Origin of the sequence: Blautia sp. 1001283B150304_161114_C9, assembly GCF_015668165.1 — a bacterium.
In the GTDB taxonomy this organism is placed as follows: Bacteria; Bacillota; Clostridia; order Lachnospirales; family Lachnospiraceae; genus Blautia_A; species Blautia_A wexlerae.
On record NZ_JADPGO010000001.1, the window covers coordinates 145967 to 163017 of the forward strand.

Sequence of the window (17051 nt, forward strand, 5' to 3'; positions counted from 1 at the left end):
TTTTCTGCTCCTCTTTACGCATTGTATACATACCATAGCATGTTTTCCTCATATCTACAACATTTTCATTTTGGAAAACTATTCTCCAAACAAAGTGCCCCCCATCCTACCTCTTCATTGGGATACTCCTCGTACCCAGGCAATAGTCTGGCGCCTTTTCGGAGATAGGCTTTTACTTTTTCCCCATAGAGATAGGGGTCGTTTCCATTTACAATCCCCCATTGCATTAACAATGCTGCGGATCCGCTGACAAAAGGTGCTGCAAAGGAAGTCCCTGTTACTGTTCTGTAACCACCGCCGGGTACGGGAGCAACTATGTTTACTCCCGGTGCAACCAGATCCGGTTTCCGGTAAGGCAGTCTCCTGCTGCCCCTTCCGGAAAAATCCGCATAGGAGTCAACTAACGAATCATATGCCCCAACTGCAATGATCCGCCGGGCGGTAGCAGGTATGGTCAATGTCCCATATGCCCTTGGTTCATAAAACCCAGTCCCTCTGTTCAGAGTATTTCCACCCGGCAGCCACAGATAATATTCCCCTCCTCTGACCCTTTTTCCACTTAAGATGATTTTCCAGTCTCCACTGTCCACATAAGTTTCCACAGGAAGGAAATCTATGTAGATTTCCTGCGTCAGATGATAGGGTCCAGGTTTGCCATAATAGATTAAAAGCTCTGTATTTCCCAGCCTGTACCTCTGAGGACCAAGTTTTTCATCTAAGGGACCGATCCGATTTCCGGATGGATTTTCAATATAAATGCTCATCTCGTCCTCATAGGATTTCCATAACTGCACATTTAATGTTGGTTCCCTGCTGCTCACAGATAATTCTATCTGTCTGGTCTGTCCCTGTCTCAGGGTTCCTCCCTCATGCAGAGGCTGATTGCCATTGTTCCCTGTACCTGTACAGATAACCAGACGTCCTGCGGAAGAAACCATATCTATATATGTTTCAAGAAGGGAATCTCCCTTGTGCGAACCATAGTTATTTCCAAAACTGATATTGATAACCATCGGCCGCCCCAAAGACAATGACTGACGCACCAAATAATCAATTCCCTGTATCAGTTCGGTTGTTCTTGGGAAAGAATTTTCTCTGGGAATCCCCATTTTTACCACTATCAGGTCACTCTCATAAGCTACTCCCTGATTGACTCCATCGGAAGCTCTCCCGTTTCCTGCCGCGATTCCCAGCACTGAGGTTCCATGTCCACTGTAATCCACAGATGGAACAAGGCGCCTGCCCTGGTTTTCTCCAAGTGCAAGCGCCTCATCGATCTGCTCTTTCGTATATTCAGTTCCTGTCACATATCCCTGGGGTGGATTTCCCTGTATGCTCTGATCCCATAAATGTAAAATTCTGCTGCTCCCATCTGCATTTCGGAAATCAGGGTGAAAATAATCCACTCCTGAATCCACAACTCCTGTCAGGATTCCTTTTCCCGTCAGTCCATTCCTGCCGGTCTGCACTGTGCGGATGCAGCTCGCTCCCTTCGCCTGAAACAATTCAAAATACAAGCGTTTGGGTTTCTCCATAAATTCCACCTGCACTCTGTGGGAATACTTATCAATCTCACTTTCCGGCAAAGTTACCACTGCATAGCCGCCTAACAATGGCACTACCTGAATTCCATTTCCAGCCAGACCACTTTCCGGTCCGCTGTACTTTATGATCACATCCCATAGCCTGGTTGCAGGATCATATCCTACATTAAGATTTCCCGACTTTCTACGCTCCTGTGGGGTTGCATCCATTGCAAGATTTAAAAGGTTATCTATTTTCTGGTCCGGCATAAATGATTCCTTTTCATTGTACACTTACTTATATTATATGTATTCTATGAGAATTGCGGGAGCTACTTCATGGCAAAGCAACTTCTTAAAGGCGCAACTATTATTTTAGGATCTTCACTTCTATCAGCATTCCAAAATCCATAGCAATCCTCGTAAATAATGCATTTAAGACAGTTCAGCAGAGTGCGCAAGATGCGGTCATAAAAACCATTCCATCTTCTCCCTCACATCTGCATGCTTCAGATAAATAACATTAAATTCTCTGACTATAGGCTCACCCTTCAGTGTAAAGATTCCAAGCTCCGGGTCGCTTTTGGCAAGTACTTCATATACAAATGAGATTCCATACCCGGACTTGATCAGATCGATGATCATCATAAAGCTGGAAATGCATAGGTATTTCACGGTGTCTGACTCAAATATATTTGTAAATTGTGGCTCTGCGTTTTGGAAACTGGCTTCGGCTGTAGCAGCATTCTCCTGATTTCCTCCAATGCCAGTACTGCCATCAGACAGCAAATCTCTGCGATAACAAGGAAGAGTAACATCTGCTGCGTAATTGCAGTTACCTCAAAGAGTGTCGGGAAAATCATCAGCACACAAGGTGTTCCAAGCGCCATTGTAATGCAGATAAATGCTCTGAGTGCATCAAACGGAATACAGCTTTTTACAACCTATAAATAAAAATGCCATCAGTTACAAACTTTTTCCGCAACTGACAGCATTTCAGCTTACAAATATTTCTGCATATCATCCCGCAGATTCTCTTCCATTCCAATAAGCTTCTTTGCAATGGAAATACTTTCGGACGACGCATCTTTGCATTGGTGCATGGCCTCTGTAATGGACTGGGTTCCCATGTTGCAGCCATTCATGATGATCTTAACCGCCTGTTTATTCTCATCTTCTCCGGTCATCATTTTTACACCTGTCGTCATCCACGAAAATGTGGATACCATAACACCCGGTTCTTTCTCCGGCTGGCCTGCGCGAAGAAGTATTTTGGAAATTTCTTCTTCCAGTTCCTTGTGTTTTGAACAGGATTTTTCAATCGTTGCTGCGATTTTGGCATCTGTCACATGATACTGTACCTGTTCCATGCTCTCAATTCCCATCTTGCATCCGACACTGCATTCTTCTAATAGTTTCTTTGTGCTGTTGTCCATGTCTGTCCTCCTGTATAAAAATTTACTTTCTACATGGAAGATAGTATACGTACTTTTTGACTATTTATGTATCTTTCCCGTTACTGGGTACGGAGTGTATAGTGGTTCAGTTGTCAAGACAAAAATCTAAGCTTTTTTTAATGAACTGATATATGTAACTGAGTAGGGGAGAAAATCCCCCCTTAGGCCGCATGATTATCCAGTAACAGAATCGGATAATAGCAGGATGCCGATGTCTGATTATTGAGTGCAGAATGACAACGTTCAAAGTTGTAAATGTGCACATATTTACCGATTGCCTTCCGTGCTTCTCTGATATTGTTATATTGGGTCAGATACAGGAATCCACGCTTAATGGGGATGTATGTAATGTTGATTGACCATGCCTGGGACGGTCGATAACGGCGTTACGTAGCAGATACGGGCAGACTTTAGCCTGTTGCATACGTTTAGAAGGATATCTCCTTACAATACTGTTTTTTCTGCACGATTGTACAGGTATAAAAACCTTAGTTTTTTTGCCTTTCAACCAATTCAGAAAAGAAACCTCCTGCTTTACTCAAAGACTGGTAGGTACCATCTTCAATAATGTGCCCTTTATCCAAAACGATAATCCGATTACATTCTTTGATTGTGGACAATCGATGTGCAATCACAATTCTTGTACTTTTTAAGTTTTTCAAAGAATCAGAAACATGTTTCTGTGTAATGTTATCAAGTGCAGAGGTTGCCTCGTCAAACAAAAGCACTTTCGGTTTTGTAACAATTGCACGCGCAATCATCAAACGTTGTTTCTGCCCTCCCGATATTCCACTGGAACCTTCACTTAATATCGTATACAAATCCTTTTCTGTTTTCCGTTTTACATTGCCCCACCTACCGAAGCATGGTAGAATGAAGCTATTAAAAATGAAAACGGAGGTGCCCTATGGCTATCAGTTCCAATAATGTTCAGGTCTATACTACCCTGTATCAGCTCCGTCTTCACTTCTATCAGCATTCCAAAATCCATAGCAATCCTCGTAAATAATGCATTTAAGACAGTTCAGCAGAGTGCGAAAGACGCGGTCACAAAAACCATTCCATCTTCTCCCTCACATCCGCATGCTTCAGATAAATAACATTAAATTCTCTGACTATGGGCTCACCCTTCAGTGTAAAAATCCCAAGCTCCGGGTTGCTTTTGGCAAGTACTTCATATACAAATGAGATTCCATACCCGGACTTGATCAGATTGATGATCATCTTAAAGCTGGAAATACATATATGCCGGTGAAAACGCTCCAGGGATTCATTATGCTCCAGAAGCTTTTCCTCCAGGATAGCCAGAGTTCCAGAGCCGTTTTCGCGATGGATCAGAGTTTCTTTCAGAATCTCCTCTACAGATACTTCACGGCCTGCAAAGGGATGATCCTTCGGGCAAATCCCCACAAAAGGTTCCCGGCGATACAGCTGGCTTCCGAATCTGTTTTTGTCAAAAAATCCTTCTATGATAGCATAATCCAGAGTATTTTGTTCCAATAGATGCAAAAGATGCTTTGTGTTATCCACGATCAGAGTCAGTGCTGTATCCGGCTGATTTAAAAAATCGTGAATTCTGTCTGTGATTACATAGTCACCAATGGTCTTGGTTGCACCGATGCGCAGTTCGCGGAGACCATTGTTTTTTATCTTTTCCCTGAGAAAATTTTCACGCTGCTGAACGGAACGCAAGTAATCCTCCAGCATCTGTGCAGCAGGGGTCTTGATCAGTTTTCTGTTTTCATAAAGAAAAAGGCGGCAGCCGTATTCTTTCTCCAGAAACTGGATATGCTGGGTGACTGCCGGCTGGGTAATATGTAACAGCTCTGCCGCCTCCCTGTAATTCATAACACTGCATACAGCCATAAAGGTTTCTGTTCTGTGATCTAACATAATATTCTCCTTGAACTCTTCCACTCTATTGATATCAGATAGTTTTTTCTGTGCAATAAGAAAAAATTCTGCCCTGAAGGCTTTTTTATAAAGGTTTCTGTTTTTCAGTTTCACAGTTGCATTATTTCATAAATGTTACTTATCGTATAATAAAAACTCATAAATTGATTTTATCATTCATGAAGCCTATAATCAACAAAAGAAACGCCGTATATATCAAAGAAAAGCAACAGCTACATAAAGGAGATACTTAAACATGAATGAGGAAAAAATAACAACATCCGCCAGCAAAAAACTGAGTCCCGAGGAAATCAAACGGGTAAAAGGTCTTGGATGTCTTCAGGACAAACGATATGATGACATCTTTAATATTCGGGTCATCACAGGAAATGGACATATTACCACAGATGAACACCGTGCCATTGCAGATGCAGCAGACAAGTTCGGAAATGGTCAGATCACTATGACAACCCGCCTGAGTATGGAAATCCAGGGAGTTCCTTATGATAATATTGAGAAAACAATCGTCTTCCTTGGAGAACACGGCCTGATGACAGGCGGAACCGGAGCCAAAGTGCGTCCTGTTGTCTCATGCAAGGGAACAACCTGCCAGTATGGTCTGATTGATACCTTTGCACTCAGCAAGAAGATCCATGAGCGTTTTTATGTAGGCTATCACGATGTGGTACTCCCGCACAAATTCAAGATCGCAGTTGGCGGATGTCCAAATAACTGTGTAAAACCTAATCTGAATGATATGGGAATTATCGGCCAGAGAATCCCAAAACCGGATGCAGAGAAATGCCGGGGATGTAAGAAATGTCAGATTGAAAAAAGCTGTCCTGTACACGTTCCGAAATTAGTTGACGGTAAACTTTACATTGATCCTGAAGAATGTATCCATTGCGGACGATGCAAGGGAAAATGTCCTTTCGGCGCAGTACCGGAATATCAGAATGGTTATAAAATCTATATCGGAGGCCGCTGGGGTAAGCGAATCTCACACGGTCAGGCTCTTACCAGGATTTTCACAGAGGAAAAAGAAGTAATGGGCGTCATAGAGAAAGCAATCCTTCTCTTCAAAGATGAAGGCATTGCAGGAGAACGGTTTGCAGATACTGTGAAACGTCTCGGATTTGAGTATGTGAATGAGAAATTGATTGGCTGAGTATTAAAAAAGACACTTCGGAAAACTTTCCCAAAGTGTCTTTTTTCAGGTTTTTATTTTGATGTAAAAATATCAACAGTTTTATTTCATAAATTATGCAGTCTGTTTTTCATCATTTTTTTCAAAAAGCTTCTTCACTCCCTGGATTGCTACCAGCACACCAAGGATCAGCAGTAACACTGCGAAGATAAGCTGTAAGGTATTTCCAAGGTCCAGGCCTGTGGTAAATAATGCTTTTGTAAGCTTACTGATGGTCATACCCAGTGCAGTAAAGGTAACTGCCATCATAAATACCATAGGAATCCAGAGCATGCAGCCCTGGCGTTTTGTTTTCTTAAGAAATACTGCGCAGGCTACAAGGGCAAGTACAGATAACAGCTGATTGGCAGAACCAAACAGCGGCCAGATTTCTGCATATCCTACCTTTGTAAGCAGATAGGCAAGTACCAGTGTAATGATCGTCGCAAAATATTTATTGGTTACTACTTTTAAGAACGGGCTCATATTTTCCTCGTCTGTATCAGAATCAAGGAAAAATTCCTGGAATGACAGACGTCCTACTCTGGCCACTGAATCAAGAGAGGTCAGTGCAAAGGCTGATACAGCCAGATTGATCAGTGTAAATACAAGTGAATGTGGCAAACCGATTACAGAAAGGAAGTTTGCAATAGCACCTGCAAATATCTGCGGCTGAGTGGTAAGTCCCTGTGCTGCTGCCTCACCATCTGCAAAGGATGCAACAGCGATCAGTGCAATAATTGCCAGCATACTTTCCATAAGCATTGCACCAAAGGAAACCGGAAGCATGTTCTTTTCATTTTTGATCTGTTTTGACGCAGTGCCGGAGGATACCAGTGAATGGAAGCCTGAAACTGCACCGCAGGCAATTGTCACGAAAAGAATAGGGAACATATACTGTCCGTCCACATTAAAGCTTGTAAAAGCCTTAAGATTACAGGATGGATTGGCTGCAAATACACCGATAACCGCACCAACGATCATGAAAATCAGCAGATAACTGTTCAGATAATCACGGGGCTGGAGCAGCGCCCATACAGGGGCAACACTGGCTACCAGAATATATGCAAAGATAATAATATGCCAGGTTCCAAGACTTACATATACCGGGAATTTAAGTCCCAGCGCAATTGCGAGCACTAATAATAAAATAGCCACTGCAGTATTGATCCATTTATTAAACTTGGAATATTTAAGGAAAAATCCCAGTCCCACTGCCTCGATGATAAATAACATGGAAGTTGTTGCAACTGCTCCGTTTGCTGCTACCTTGGTAACGGTTCCTGCGTTATCTGTCACAAATCCGTTAAAGGTTCCTGCCACAACATCTGCAAATGCTGCAACAACCAGAATACAGAACAGCCAGCAGAATAAAAGGAATAATTTCTTTCCCAGTTTTCCGATATAAGCTTCAATGATATATCCGATTGTACGGCCTTTGTTCTTTACAGAGGCATACATAGATGCAAAATCCTGAACTGCTCCGAAAAATACACCACCGATCAGGATCCAAAGCATAACCGGAAGCCAGCCGAAAATTGCTGCCTGGATCGGTCCGTTGATAGGACCTGCACCTGCTATAGATGCAAACTGATGACCAAATACCACATTGGTATCAGCCGGTACATAATCCACTCCATCCTCCATCTCATATGCCGGTGTTTTTGCTTTTGGGTCAATGCCCCATTTGTTCTGAAGATAACGGCCATACAGAAGATATGCTCCACCAAGCACTACGATAGCTATTATCATCATTACTATTCCACTCATAATGTCTTCCCTCTTCTTTCTTTTATATTTATATATAAAAAAACGCCCCTGCTATCCAATTTCCGATTGGATAACAAAGGCGGAATATTCCGTGGTACCACTTTGTATTATTATACCTGTCACCAGATACAATCTCTTAACACTGTCTGAGCCAAACAGCTTCTTCTGTAACGTGAAGACCACGTCCCGGCTTACTATAGATTTCAGCGGGATGCTCCCGGGTGATATCACAAAACACCATCTGCCGCATCTCACCTGCCTGCGACTCTCTGTGATCCGGTTCCTTCTGTGACCTGTCCTGTTCTATGCATTTCTCTTTTTTATTTATCTAAAGTTTTACTCTTCTTTTTATAAAATATCAAGAGATAATTTATATATATTTTACAATTATAGACAGGTGTTTTTATGCAATATGTATGATTATCAAGCAGATATTCGCAATCCGCTTCGCACGCATACGGTCATTTTATATCATTATCTGTTACCTATAGCAATCCTCGTAAATAATGCATTTAAGACAGTTCAGCAGAGTGCGAAAGACAAAGAAGATATCTGCAGGCGTGCTGACGCACGGCAAAGATATCCGACGCAGGATTTCACACTCTGATGGGCTGGATTAAGATGCATTATTTTACAGGATTGCTATAAAATCATTTTCAAATGCATTCATTTATATAATATACGTAATTATTTTTCTGTCTTGTACTTTCTCCATCCTCTGCATATAACAGAGAAAGAAAATTTTACAGAAATTTTTCATTAGCGCGCATGTGTATTTTACAAACTGTTTCTATAATAGTAATCAAAGAATTGAAAGAGAAAAGAGGAATCATTATGTATCAGACATTATGGAATTCTATTAATAAACAGGTAAAAAACTCACATGCTTCTGCAGCCTTTCTGGCTATTTCACTTATAGGATGGACAACCATCGGTCTTCTGGCAGGCTTTTTGATCTGCATAATCGGTGGTATGTCCTTTGTTACAAAGGTAACTGTTGTCCTTTGCAGTGGCGGGTATACAGGATTGATCTTTGGTTTCTTTGGCGGTATTTTATATCTGTACAGATCAGAGCCCCGCCATTTGGCTGCTGCCACCTCTTCACAGGTATTTCCACAACAGTTACAAAAAGATGGTGAACCTGACTGAATTCACCATCTTTTTTCTTTATCTTCTGTTATTAATAACCTCTCTCGCCATATCTGCAAGTTCACCGGCAGATAATTGTCCATCTATTTGCAGCAAATCATACTGGATGCCATCTTTATTCCAGTTAACGCTTTGAACCTGACTGACTTCAATCTGAGAAGCGCTGTCATCGTAACTGAATACAACTTTTCCACTGGCCTGGTCTTTTTTATCCTGTTCTGTCAATTCGTAATCATCCGATACTACTTTATTTATATAATGTACATAATACAGATTTGTTCCATTTATAGTGGCAATAATATCACCTGCCGGTGTAAGCTTTGAATTGAACTTCTGCTGTTCAAACGATACAACATCTCCATTCTTCTGATAATCAAAGGACACAGATTTAAACTTCTCAATTACATTTGCATTGTCGTCCTTAAAACTGTTTTTTACAATATTGCCATCCTTGAAGCAGTACCCGTTCTCAAAGGTATCAATCAATACCGGTCTATACCCAATATCCTTTGTAACCTGTTCTGCCGTTGGAAGAGATGTATAATCAGCACGTGATGCAGATGAACCTGTCCACATTGAAATCTTTCCTGTTGCCGCCACAGCAGTAGCTCCAATTGTAAGTGTTGCAGCTATCAACAAAGGTAATATTTTCTTTTTTGATCTCATAGTCGTTTGCTTCCTTTCTGTATCTGCGAAGTCAAGTTTTGCATAAACTCTCTGTCTGACATTCTTTGTGTCAATATCAAGAGCATTGCAGGAAGTATCTGCCTGTTTTTGTATTCCCAATTCTTTAAGCAAATTTTTTCTTCTCATAATCTTTCCTCCGCATTCGATAACATTTTTCTGAGTTTTCTTTTTCCTCTTGAAAGTCTGGTCTTAACTGTAGAAATATTAAGTCCCATTGCTTTTGAAATGTCCTTGATTTTTTCATCAAATTTATACCGCCTTACAAAAATCTCGCTGTCAGGTTCGCCAAGACTCATAACTGTTTCCCATACATAATTATTGTGAAAATTCTCTTCAATGAAATCTTTGCCATCTGACAGTTCAATATCTTCAAGAAATGTATGATCCGTTTTTCTGTTTATCCGTTTCAGAACAAAATTCCGGGCAACAGCAGCAAGATATGACCGTAATGTACCTTTCTGCAAATCTATCCTTTCGGCATTCTTCCAGAGTACAACAAACACGTCTGCCACAATTTCTTCAATATCCTCTTTCGGCAGTGAATTGCCGGCCATATGATACAAAACAGTACTCAAATACGGTGTATAAATCTGGATTGCTTCATCTATTGAATTTTTTTCTCTATTCCTGAGACGCTGCAAAAGCTCTGCTTCATCTGTCATATCAACCCAACTTTCTTTTTAATACTTTCAAAAATTAAAAGCTTTTAACCTTTACATTCTTATATATCCTGCCAGGGAATAAAAAGTTTCATTTCTTATAAAAAAAGTATACAGAACTTGTGTTAAATTCTGTACACTCTCAATGAACTGTTCCTTTTGCATTTTATCTTCTACCCATCCATTTACCTCTGATACCTGATAAAAATAAAACCTCCAAACTGAGTAATCTTATCTTACATCAGTTTGAAGGTTTGCACAAGAATTCCTTGCTCAATCAAAACAAATCGTTTTCTAAAGTCTAGTTAAAATCCCAGAATCCAGTCCCTGTTTCAGGATCATATTTGCGGCGGATAGTTCCACCTGTTACCGGGCGAAGTTCGATTTCTGCAGTATACAGTACAGTAATTGATTTCATATGACCTGCTGCCATGCAATGTCGTTCACCATCTTTATAAGAAAATACTGCATGGGTATGATGGTAACAGGTATTATTTTCACCTGTGACCACGTTTCCATTTAAAGATACCAACTCAAGCATTCCAGAAATGCGCTGTTCTTCGAAGCTGCCTGTCTCTGGGATAAAGGTCTGGATTTCTGCATCCTTGCATCCTCCGATTCCGGAAAAAGTGGCTGATCTGATATTTTCTTTTTTACATATTTCGAGGATTGTACCGATAATCTCGTCATCACGATCCATTCTTATGTAATAGCATTCACCGAATTTTCTGTAGTCCATTTTTTACCTCCATTCTGTTACAGCAATTTCTCTCCACAGGCAGAATCAATAATCAGCGTATTAATAAAACCACCTCGCAAAGCGCCAGCAACAGCAGCTGCTTTTGCTTCTCCATAAGCAACACAGACTACATTTTTACACCGCTCCAGATCATCATACCCAATTCCTATCATTCTGTCATTTAAGGAAGTATTGATTTCTTTCCCATTGATATCATAGAAATGACCGCCAATATGTCCAATCGCTCCTTTATTTCCCAGAAGATGAAAAGTGCTTTCCCCAAGGTAATTCTCCCAGGTTTTATACTCCACAGAACCGACACTTGTCAGAATTACATCTGCATTCTGTGCAAGCTGCAGAGCTGTTTTAATGGTATCATCCTGAATAAGGATTTCTTTTAATTCTTTATTTTTCACAAAAAGGGGGGCATAAATATACTGATATGTTCCACCGTATGCAGAAGCCAGGTCTTTTGCCAGATCCATGGCATCCCGTTCCGGACGTTTCACATTTGAGGCACCCATAATCGGAACCACTGTAATAGGAATATTTTTCTTATTATTTGCATCAATATATTTCACTATATGATAAAGGGTATTTCCCCATGAAATTCCTACTACCATCTTTTCTTTAACAACAGAATCCAGATAATATGCGGAAACTTCTGACAGGCGGCTGGTAATCTGCTCCTTGCCGGTATCTCTTGAGGAAACAACTTTTACTGTTTTGACACCGTAAGTCTGCTGAATTTCTTTTTCCAGATTCAGGTCACGTTCCCAGGGTTCTTTAATGGAAATTTCTACAATACCGAGTTCTCTTGCTTCTTTCAGCATTCTGGAAATTTTGGATCTGGATGTATACATCCTGTCTGCAATTTCGTTTTGTGTCATTTCTGAATTGTAATATAAATTCGCTACCGTGGCCAGAATGCTCCATTTCTCCTGAACGGTCATATTTTCATATTTTTTCATGTCTTCCATTGCTGTTCCATATCCCTTTCCATTATATCAGTATCAAAAGAGGTTTTAACTCTGACATCATTATATTCGAAAAAAGGATAATTTGTAAAGTCTCTGCAGACTTTCACAAACTATCCTCTATTTTTGTCATTTCCATTTTTATGGTCTGACTTTTCTGATCACACGTACTATATTACGTTTCACACATTCTGTCCGTAGTATGCATTTGCACCGTGTTTTCTATAATAATGTTTATCCTGTAATTCCTGCGGTGCAGGTTTTACCTGTGGATTGATAAGTTCGGCACGCATTGCCATTTTGGCACATTCTTCAAGGACTACTGCATTGTGAACTGCTTCCATACTGTCTTTTCCCCAGGTGAATGGACCATGGTTTTTGCATAAAACTGCCGGAACTGCAAGAACATCTTTTTTCATTTTCCTGAATTCATTTACAATCAGAAGACCTGTATTTTGCTCATATGACTGGTCAATTTCTTCTTTTGTAAGGCATCTGAGACATGGGACTTCTCCGTAAATATAATCTGCGTGAGTGGTACCATAGCATGGGATGTCTCTTCCTGCCTGCGCCCAGCTTGTTGCATAGGACGAGTGAGTATGCACAATACCTCCGATTTCCGGAAATGCTTTGTAAAGTTCAATATGAGTCGGAGTATCGGAGGATGGATTATATTTGCCCTCAATTTTATTGCCATTCAGATCCATGATTACCATATCCGCTGGTTTCAAATTTTCATACGGTACACCACTTGGTTTGATGGCAAAATATCCACTTTCTCTGTCAATTTCGCTGACATTTCCCCATGTGAATGTTACCAGACCATGTGCCGGAAGCTGCATGTTCGCTTCATATACACGCTGTTTCAGTTCTTCTAACATTATCTGTTTTCCTTTCTATAATCAACTACATTATTCACTCTCTGCTGTCCAAATCATAAATAAAAAAGTTAACTCTGGCATCAAAAATCAAAGAACAGTTTTAACCTTTTTAGTCAAATTCATACATGGCAATCTCATTAATTTCACGGTTTGTAGAAATCACATAATCTTTCCCATCCTTATGGAATCCATAAGCATTGGCCGGACCACAGTCGTGATCTATCAGTTCTGCGTGATACTGTCCGTTTTCCCAGCAGAATTTCAGGAGATCTCTGTTTCCTTTTCTGTGACCGATCATGACTACCGGTTTTCCCTGGATTTCCCCGCTCCAGATTGCATGGAGAAATTCGATTTTCTCCGGATATTCATAGTCAAGTTCATATTTCCCGTCTTTTTCTCTGTAGATCAGAACAGTGTCACCGTGGAATGGAGATAATACCAGCAATTCATCTTTTCCGTCTCCGTCAAAGTCGATGAGAGTGGCATCGCTTGCAGGAGTTTCCAACAGGGTTTCTATTGTCCATTCCGGGTTTGCAGATGTGGGCGGATAGAAACGGAATACTCCACCATCACAACAGACGATAGATGACATTTTTCCATCTCTTACTACTCTGTAGTATCCGTGGTTTTTCAGCATATTATCTTTAATTACTTCCAGTTTCAGTTGATGTTTATCATCAAAGCTGCTGAGATCATCCGGAAGAAGTGCTACATATACTTTTCCAGGGCTTGACCAGTCATCCTTGTATTCATGCCCCGATTTGAGACAGCATGCGATCAGGTAATGTTTTCCCTCGCTTTCAATGATATCAAATCTGTGTACAAACGGCAGATCTGTCAGAGTGCGGATTTCCCATTCTCCATTCTTTGGTGTAGCGATGATAATCTTTGCTTCTTTGGAATCATTAGGAGAATAGAATTTATGGGTTGCCAGAAACTGTCCGTCTGTTCCCGGAACCTGCACCATTGTCATAACTCCGCCAGGACCCTCCCATACGGTCTCTTCTTCATTTCCATTGATATCAAACAGAATACATCTGTCAGTTTTTTCTGCTGCTACCAGAATATGGTCTGTATTTTTATAATGTAATGGAGCTATGGAATAACATTTTTCCAGATTTGCCAGTACTTTTTTATTCATTATGATTACTTCCTTTCTGAATCAGATACTCTTGCCCGATTCATCTAAAAATAATTTTCTTTATCCGATTTTGCATACTGGATCTGCGGAACCAGAAGCATCAGTATGATAGCGATGATCGCACCTGGAAGTCCAAGCCATTTCAACAGTGCAGAAATTCCAAGCCATACAGTCGAGAAGTCAGTTGTTCCATGCCATCCGCCGTACGGCACCAGTTCTACAAGCCATACAGTAACTGCGCCCAGCAGTACCTGGATCAGGCCACAGATAAACGGGATGATCATGGCTGCTTTTACACCGCCCCGTTTGTTTGCAAAAATAGCGATAATAGCGTTGTCAAAGAATACTGTAGTAAATCCCATGATAATGATAACCGGGGAATGGAACACGATGAGTCCCAGAATTGCAATCACCTGTCCTACCATTCCACAAAGAAATCCGATGGTTACTGCATTTCCCGGTGCATAGTTGAATGCAACTGCGCAGTCTACTGCTGGAACTGCACCCGGGAGAAGTTTATCTGAAATTCCCTTGAATGACGCTGTCAGTTCACCTACAAAGAGCTTCACACCCATATTTAAAATCTGAAGATATACGGTAAAATATAATGACTGAATCAGAATATATACCGGAAAAGCCGTTGTTTCTGCGAATCCGCTGTCAATCTGGCGCATGAAATCTTCACCGAGGATTGCCATGATGGTTCCGAAAAACACAAGCATTAAAGTAGATGTTGCAGTAATGTTGTCCTCAAACATTTTGAGGAATCCCGGAAATTTAAGGTTTTCAATGGAGTTTTCTTTTTTTCCGAATATGTGTGCTACTTTATCCGTGATCCATACTGCAACCATCTGCTGATGCCCAATTGCAAATCTGTCTTTTCCGTCTGTAAGGTTGAGACAGGCATCTACTGTAAGATTGGAGCTGACTGCCTGATAAGTACCTACCAGCATTCCTACCAGAATCGCACCTGTAATATTTCTCAGATATGGAATAAACAGGAATACGATCCAGGTAACTGTAGTAGCCTGCTGCACCATAATGTGTCCGGTAAGAAGAAGTGTTCTCAGCTTCGTCCACTTTTTGAAAATCAGTAAAATAATATTCCATATAAATGCAATGAGAAGTGATGTCATTGCCCATGCAGCGGAACAGCCGATGCTCTCTAATGCTTCATTTGCAGCATTCAGTCCGAAATACGGATCAATTACAACTGCATTTAACTGAAATCTTTCATTTAATCCCACAAGAATCGGACGGAATGTGGTGATCAGTCCGTTGGCACCTACCATCAGGATCAGGTAGCCGATCACACCCTTAAAAAATCCGCCTACACATTCATACCATTTTTTTCGCTGAAGAATATATCCAAGTAAAATGATCAAACCTACAAAAAGCTCTGCTCTTGTCAGGATATTACTTGTTAAAAAATTAAATATGAAATTCAAACTTGCCATCTTTTTGCTTCTCCCCCCACGCTCTCTTATAAATACGGTTCATCTGTGCCCTGTATCTTTCGTATTCCAGAATCTTTTTATCATCCGGAAGATAAATTTTCACTTCATCCTGACGACTGATACACTCAAATGCTTTTTCTACATTCTCAAAAATTCCCATTGCTGTAGCTGCAATCATAAGTGCACCTCTGGCTGTAGCATCTGCTTTTCCCCTACGTATGATCTTCATACCATAGACATTGGTCTGTATGTCATTGAATGGAGCGCTGTTGGAAAGACCTCCGTTGATGTAGATATCAGAGACTTTTACATATTTGTTCATAATATCGATTCCATTGCGGATTTCATAGCAGATTCCCTCCAGAAGACTTCTCAGCATATCCTGCTTTGTTGTTCCGAGAGTTACATTTGCAAACTCTGCTTTTGCCATATTGTTCCAGTCCGGTGTGGATCTTCCCATAAAGTATGGAACACAGAGACATCCGTGTGAACCGATCGGTGTCTGTTCTACTTCACGGTTAATCTCATCAAAAGAACTGTCCGGATAGAACTGTCTTCTGAACCAGTCAAATGCAGAACAGCAGGTTAATACACTGGATTCCAGAATATACTGGCCTTTTACAGATGAGAAGTTGCAGATTGCATCCTGTTCCAGATTTTCCGGCACCTGATCTGTTGCTGTGATAAGATAGCCACCTGTTCCGGTTGTTACAGACATGACACCTTTTTTGACTACTCCCTGTCCGATGGCTCCACACTGCTGGTCACCTCCGGCTGTAATCACAGGAATTCCTTCCTGACATCCCGTGATCTCTGCAAAGGCTTTTGTAATATGTCCGCAGACACTTCCCGGCTCTACCAGTTCGCACAATTTTTCTTTTTCTACATGAAAAATTTCCAGAAGTTCATCATCCCATTCATGAGTACGGATGTTCATCAGAAGTGAACGACTTCCATATGTATAATCTGTGCAGATACGTCCGGTCATCAGATAAATGAGATAATCCGGGATGACCATGAATTTATATGTTTTTGCATAGATTTCCGGACGTTCTTCACGGATCCACATCATCTTGGAGCCTGAAAACACCGGATTGACTCTGGAACCGCATAGAGAAAATACCTTGTCATTCAGGTTTTCCATAGATTCGCAGATATGATTTGTTCTTTTATCCTGCCACATGATTGCATTACTCAGCGGACGGATATTCTCATCTACCGGAATTACAGAAGAACGCTGTGAAGTAATGGAAATTGCATCAATCTTCTCTCCCATATTCTCAGCTTCTGCTACGGACTGTTTCAAAATGCTGTATAGTGCATTTTCCCAGTCTGCCGGATTCTGTTCTACCCAACTGTTTTCCAGATAGGTTGCCTGATAGAATTCCTGTTTCTCTGTCAGACATTTCCCCTGATGTTCAAAAAGTATTCCTCGCATACTTGATGTTCCTACATCAATTACCAATACATTCATCCCAAATTTCTCCTCATATACTTTCTATTTTTCTCTCACATAATAAACCCCTTACCGA

Annotated in this window: 17 protein-coding genes, 1 pseudogene and 1 other annotated feature; of the genes and pseudogenes, 2 read left to right on the forward strand and 16 right to left on the reverse strand. The window is 40.9% G+C overall.

The window, feature by feature from the left end:
• Window positions 1-65: 65 nt before the first annotated feature.
• The 7 genes and pseudogenes from I4V44_RS00625 to I4V44_RS00655 form a co-directional block, all read right to left on the reverse strand.
• Window positions 66-1793, reverse strand: a complete 1728-nt coding sequence (locus I4V44_RS00625) for a S8 family peptidase (RefSeq protein WP_196002145.1) — start codon at window positions 1791-1793, stop codon at window positions 66-68.
• Between the two features lie 198 nt (window positions 1794-1991).
• Window positions 1992-2198: a LysR substrate-binding domain-containing protein gene (locus I4V44_RS00630; protein WP_243102217.1), complete on the reverse strand. Its 207-nt coding sequence runs from the start codon at window positions 2196-2198 to the stop codon at window positions 1992-1994.
• 326 nt (window positions 2199-2524) lie between these two features.
• A complete protein-coding gene (locus I4V44_RS00635) occupies window positions 2525-2959 on the reverse strand; it encodes a hypothetical protein (protein WP_055058198.1) in 435 nt (144 codons plus the stop codon).
• A 182-nt stretch (window positions 2960-3141) separates the two neighbouring features.
• Window positions 3142-3392: pseudogene (locus I4V44_RS18000) on the reverse strand (integrase core domain-containing protein); the annotation flags it as partial.
• Window positions 3393-3468: 76 nt separating this feature from the next.
• Complete coding sequence (locus tag I4V44_RS00645) at window positions 3469-3801, reverse strand: ATP-binding cassette domain-containing protein (RefSeq protein WP_330610555.1); 333 nt, start codon at window positions 3799-3801, stop codon at window positions 3469-3471.
• 20 nt (window positions 3802-3821) lie between these two features.
• Window positions 3822-3971, reverse strand: a complete 150-nt coding sequence (locus I4V44_RS00650; RefSeq protein ID WP_196002146.1) for a hypothetical protein — start codon at window positions 3969-3971, stop codon at window positions 3822-3824.
• A 56-nt stretch (window positions 3972-4027) separates the two neighbouring features.
• On the reverse strand, window positions 4028-4873 hold the full coding sequence (locus I4V44_RS00655; protein ID WP_196002147.1) for a LysR family transcriptional regulator: 846 nt from the start codon (window positions 4871-4873) through the stop codon (window positions 4028-4030).
• A gap of 256 nt (window positions 4874-5129) precedes the next feature.
• Here I4V44_RS00655 and I4V44_RS00660 point away from each other — a divergent pair, with 256 nt between their 5' ends.
• Window positions 5130-6041: a 4Fe-4S dicluster domain-containing protein gene (locus I4V44_RS00660; RefSeq protein ID WP_196002148.1), complete on the forward strand. Its 912-nt coding sequence runs from the start codon at window positions 5130-5132 to the stop codon at window positions 6039-6041.
• 93 nt (window positions 6042-6134) lie between these two features.
• On the opposite strand, the gene I4V44_RS00665 is transcribed toward I4V44_RS00660, so the two are convergent.
• Window positions 6135-7829: a carbon starvation CstA family protein gene (locus I4V44_RS00665; protein WP_055052711.1), complete on the reverse strand. Its 1695-nt coding sequence runs from the start codon at window positions 7827-7829 to the stop codon at window positions 6135-6137.
• 72 nt (window positions 7830-7901) lie between these two features.
• Window positions 7902-8144 (reverse strand) — a binding site (T-box leader).
• Window positions 8145-8663: 519 nt separating this feature from the next.
• Between I4V44_RS00665 and I4V44_RS00670 the strand changes: the two genes are divergently transcribed.
• Window positions 8664-8978, forward strand: coding sequence for a hypothetical protein (locus I4V44_RS00670; RefSeq protein WP_243280155.1), 315 nt, complete (start codon window positions 8664-8666; stop codon window positions 8976-8978).
• Between the two features lie 18 nt (window positions 8979-8996).
• Here the strand turns inward: I4V44_RS00670 and I4V44_RS00675 are convergent, their stop codons facing one another.
• The 8 genes from I4V44_RS00675 to I4V44_RS00710 form a co-directional block, all read right to left on the reverse strand.
• Window positions 8997-9791 carry a hypothetical protein gene (locus I4V44_RS00675; RefSeq protein ID WP_118509400.1) on the reverse strand — a complete coding sequence of 265 codons (795 nt, stop codon included), beginning with the start codon at window positions 9789-9791 and terminating at the stop codon, window positions 8997-8999.
• Window positions 9788-10327 (reverse strand): RNA polymerase sigma factor, encoded by a 540-nt coding sequence (locus I4V44_RS00680; protein ID WP_196002150.1) that lies wholly within the window; start codon window positions 10325-10327, stop codon window positions 9788-9790. The genes I4V44_RS00675 and I4V44_RS00680 overlap by 4 nt, the downstream gene beginning before the upstream one ends.
• 298 nt (window positions 10328-10625) lie before the next feature.
• Complete coding sequence (locus I4V44_RS00685) at window positions 10626-11063, reverse strand: PPC domain-containing DNA-binding protein (protein ID WP_196002151.1); 438 nt, start codon at window positions 11061-11063, stop codon at window positions 10626-10628.
• A 17-nt stretch (window positions 11064-11080) separates the two neighbouring features.
• Window positions 11081-12043 (reverse strand): sugar-binding transcriptional regulator, encoded by a 963-nt coding sequence (locus I4V44_RS00690; protein ID WP_243280156.1) that lies wholly within the window; start codon window positions 12041-12043, stop codon window positions 11081-11083.
• A gap of 179 nt (window positions 12044-12222) precedes the next feature.
• Entirely contained in the window at window positions 12223-12921 is a 699-nt protein-coding gene (locus I4V44_RS00695; RefSeq protein WP_196002152.1) for an L-ribulose-5-phosphate 4-epimerase, read from the reverse strand.
• Window positions 12922-13030: 109 nt separating this feature from the next.
• The gene (locus tag I4V44_RS00700; protein WP_196002196.1) at window positions 13031-14068 is read right to left on the reverse strand and encodes a hypothetical protein; all 1038 of its coding nucleotides are present in this window, start codon (window positions 14066-14068) and stop codon (window positions 13031-13033) included.
• A 38-nt stretch (window positions 14069-14106) separates the two neighbouring features.
• Complete coding sequence (locus tag I4V44_RS00705) at window positions 14107-15519, reverse strand: PTS ascorbate transporter subunit IIC (RefSeq protein WP_196002153.1); 1413 nt, start codon at window positions 15517-15519, stop codon at window positions 14107-14109.
• Window positions 15494-16993 (reverse strand): FGGY-family carbohydrate kinase, encoded by a 1500-nt coding sequence (locus I4V44_RS00710; protein WP_196002154.1) that lies wholly within the window; start codon window positions 16991-16993, stop codon window positions 15494-15496. Before I4V44_RS00710 ends, I4V44_RS00705 begins: the two co-directional genes overlap by 26 nt.
• Window positions 16994-17051 lie beyond the last annotated feature (58 nt).

What these genes read in the sequence shown, in the direction of transcription:
- I4V44_RS00625 (WP_196002145.1), bottom strand. Translation starts at nt 1,793, where the DNA reads ATGCCGGACCAGAAAATAGATAACCTTTTAAATCTTGCAATGGATGCA.
- I4V44_RS00635 (WP_055058198.1), bottom strand. Translation starts at nt 2,959, where the DNA reads ATGGACAACAGCACAAAGAAACTATTAGAAGAATGCAGTGTCGGATGC.
- I4V44_RS00650 (WP_196002146.1), bottom strand. Translation starts at nt 3,971, where the DNA reads ATGGATTTTGGAATGCTGATAGAAGTGAAGACGGAGCTGATACAGGGT.
- I4V44_RS00655 (WP_196002147.1), bottom strand. Translation starts at nt 4,873, where the DNA reads ATGTTAGATCACAGAACAGAAACCTTTATGGCTGTATGCAGTGTTATG.
- I4V44_RS00660 (WP_196002148.1), top strand. Translation starts at nt 5,130, where the DNA reads ATGAATGAGGAAAAAATAACAACATCCGCCAGCAAAAAACTGAGTCCC.
- I4V44_RS00665 (WP_055052711.1), bottom strand. Translation starts at nt 7,829, where the DNA reads ATGAGTGGAATAGTAATGATGATAATAGCTATCGTAGTGCTTGGTGGA.
- I4V44_RS00670 (WP_243280155.1), top strand. Translation starts at nt 8,664, where the DNA reads ATGTATCAGACATTATGGAATTCTATTAATAAACAGGTAAAAAACTCA.
- I4V44_RS00675 (WP_118509400.1), bottom strand. Translation starts at nt 9,791, where the DNA reads ATGAGAAGAAAAAATTTGCTTAAAGAATTGGGAATACAAAAACAGGCA.
- I4V44_RS00680 (WP_196002150.1), bottom strand. Translation starts at nt 10,327, where the DNA reads ATGACAGATGAAGCAGAGCTTTTGCAGCGTCTCAGGAATAGAGAAAAA.
- I4V44_RS00685 (WP_196002151.1), bottom strand. Translation starts at nt 11,063, where the DNA reads ATGGACTACAGAAAATTCGGTGAATGCTATTACATAAGAATGGATCGT.
- I4V44_RS00690 (WP_243280156.1), bottom strand. Translation starts at nt 12,043, where the DNA reads ATGGAAGACATGAAAAAATATGAAAATATGACCGTTCAGGAGAAATGG.
- I4V44_RS00695 (WP_196002152.1), bottom strand. Translation starts at nt 12,921, where the DNA reads ATGTTAGAAGAACTGAAACAGCGTGTATATGAAGCGAACATGCAGCTT.
- I4V44_RS00705 (WP_196002153.1), bottom strand. Translation starts at nt 15,519, where the DNA reads ATGGCAAGTTTGAATTTCATATTTAATTTTTTAACAAGTAATATCCTG.
- I4V44_RS00710 (WP_196002154.1), bottom strand. Translation starts at nt 16,993, where the DNA reads ATGAATGTATTGGTAATTGATGTAGGAACATCAAGTATGCGAGGAATA.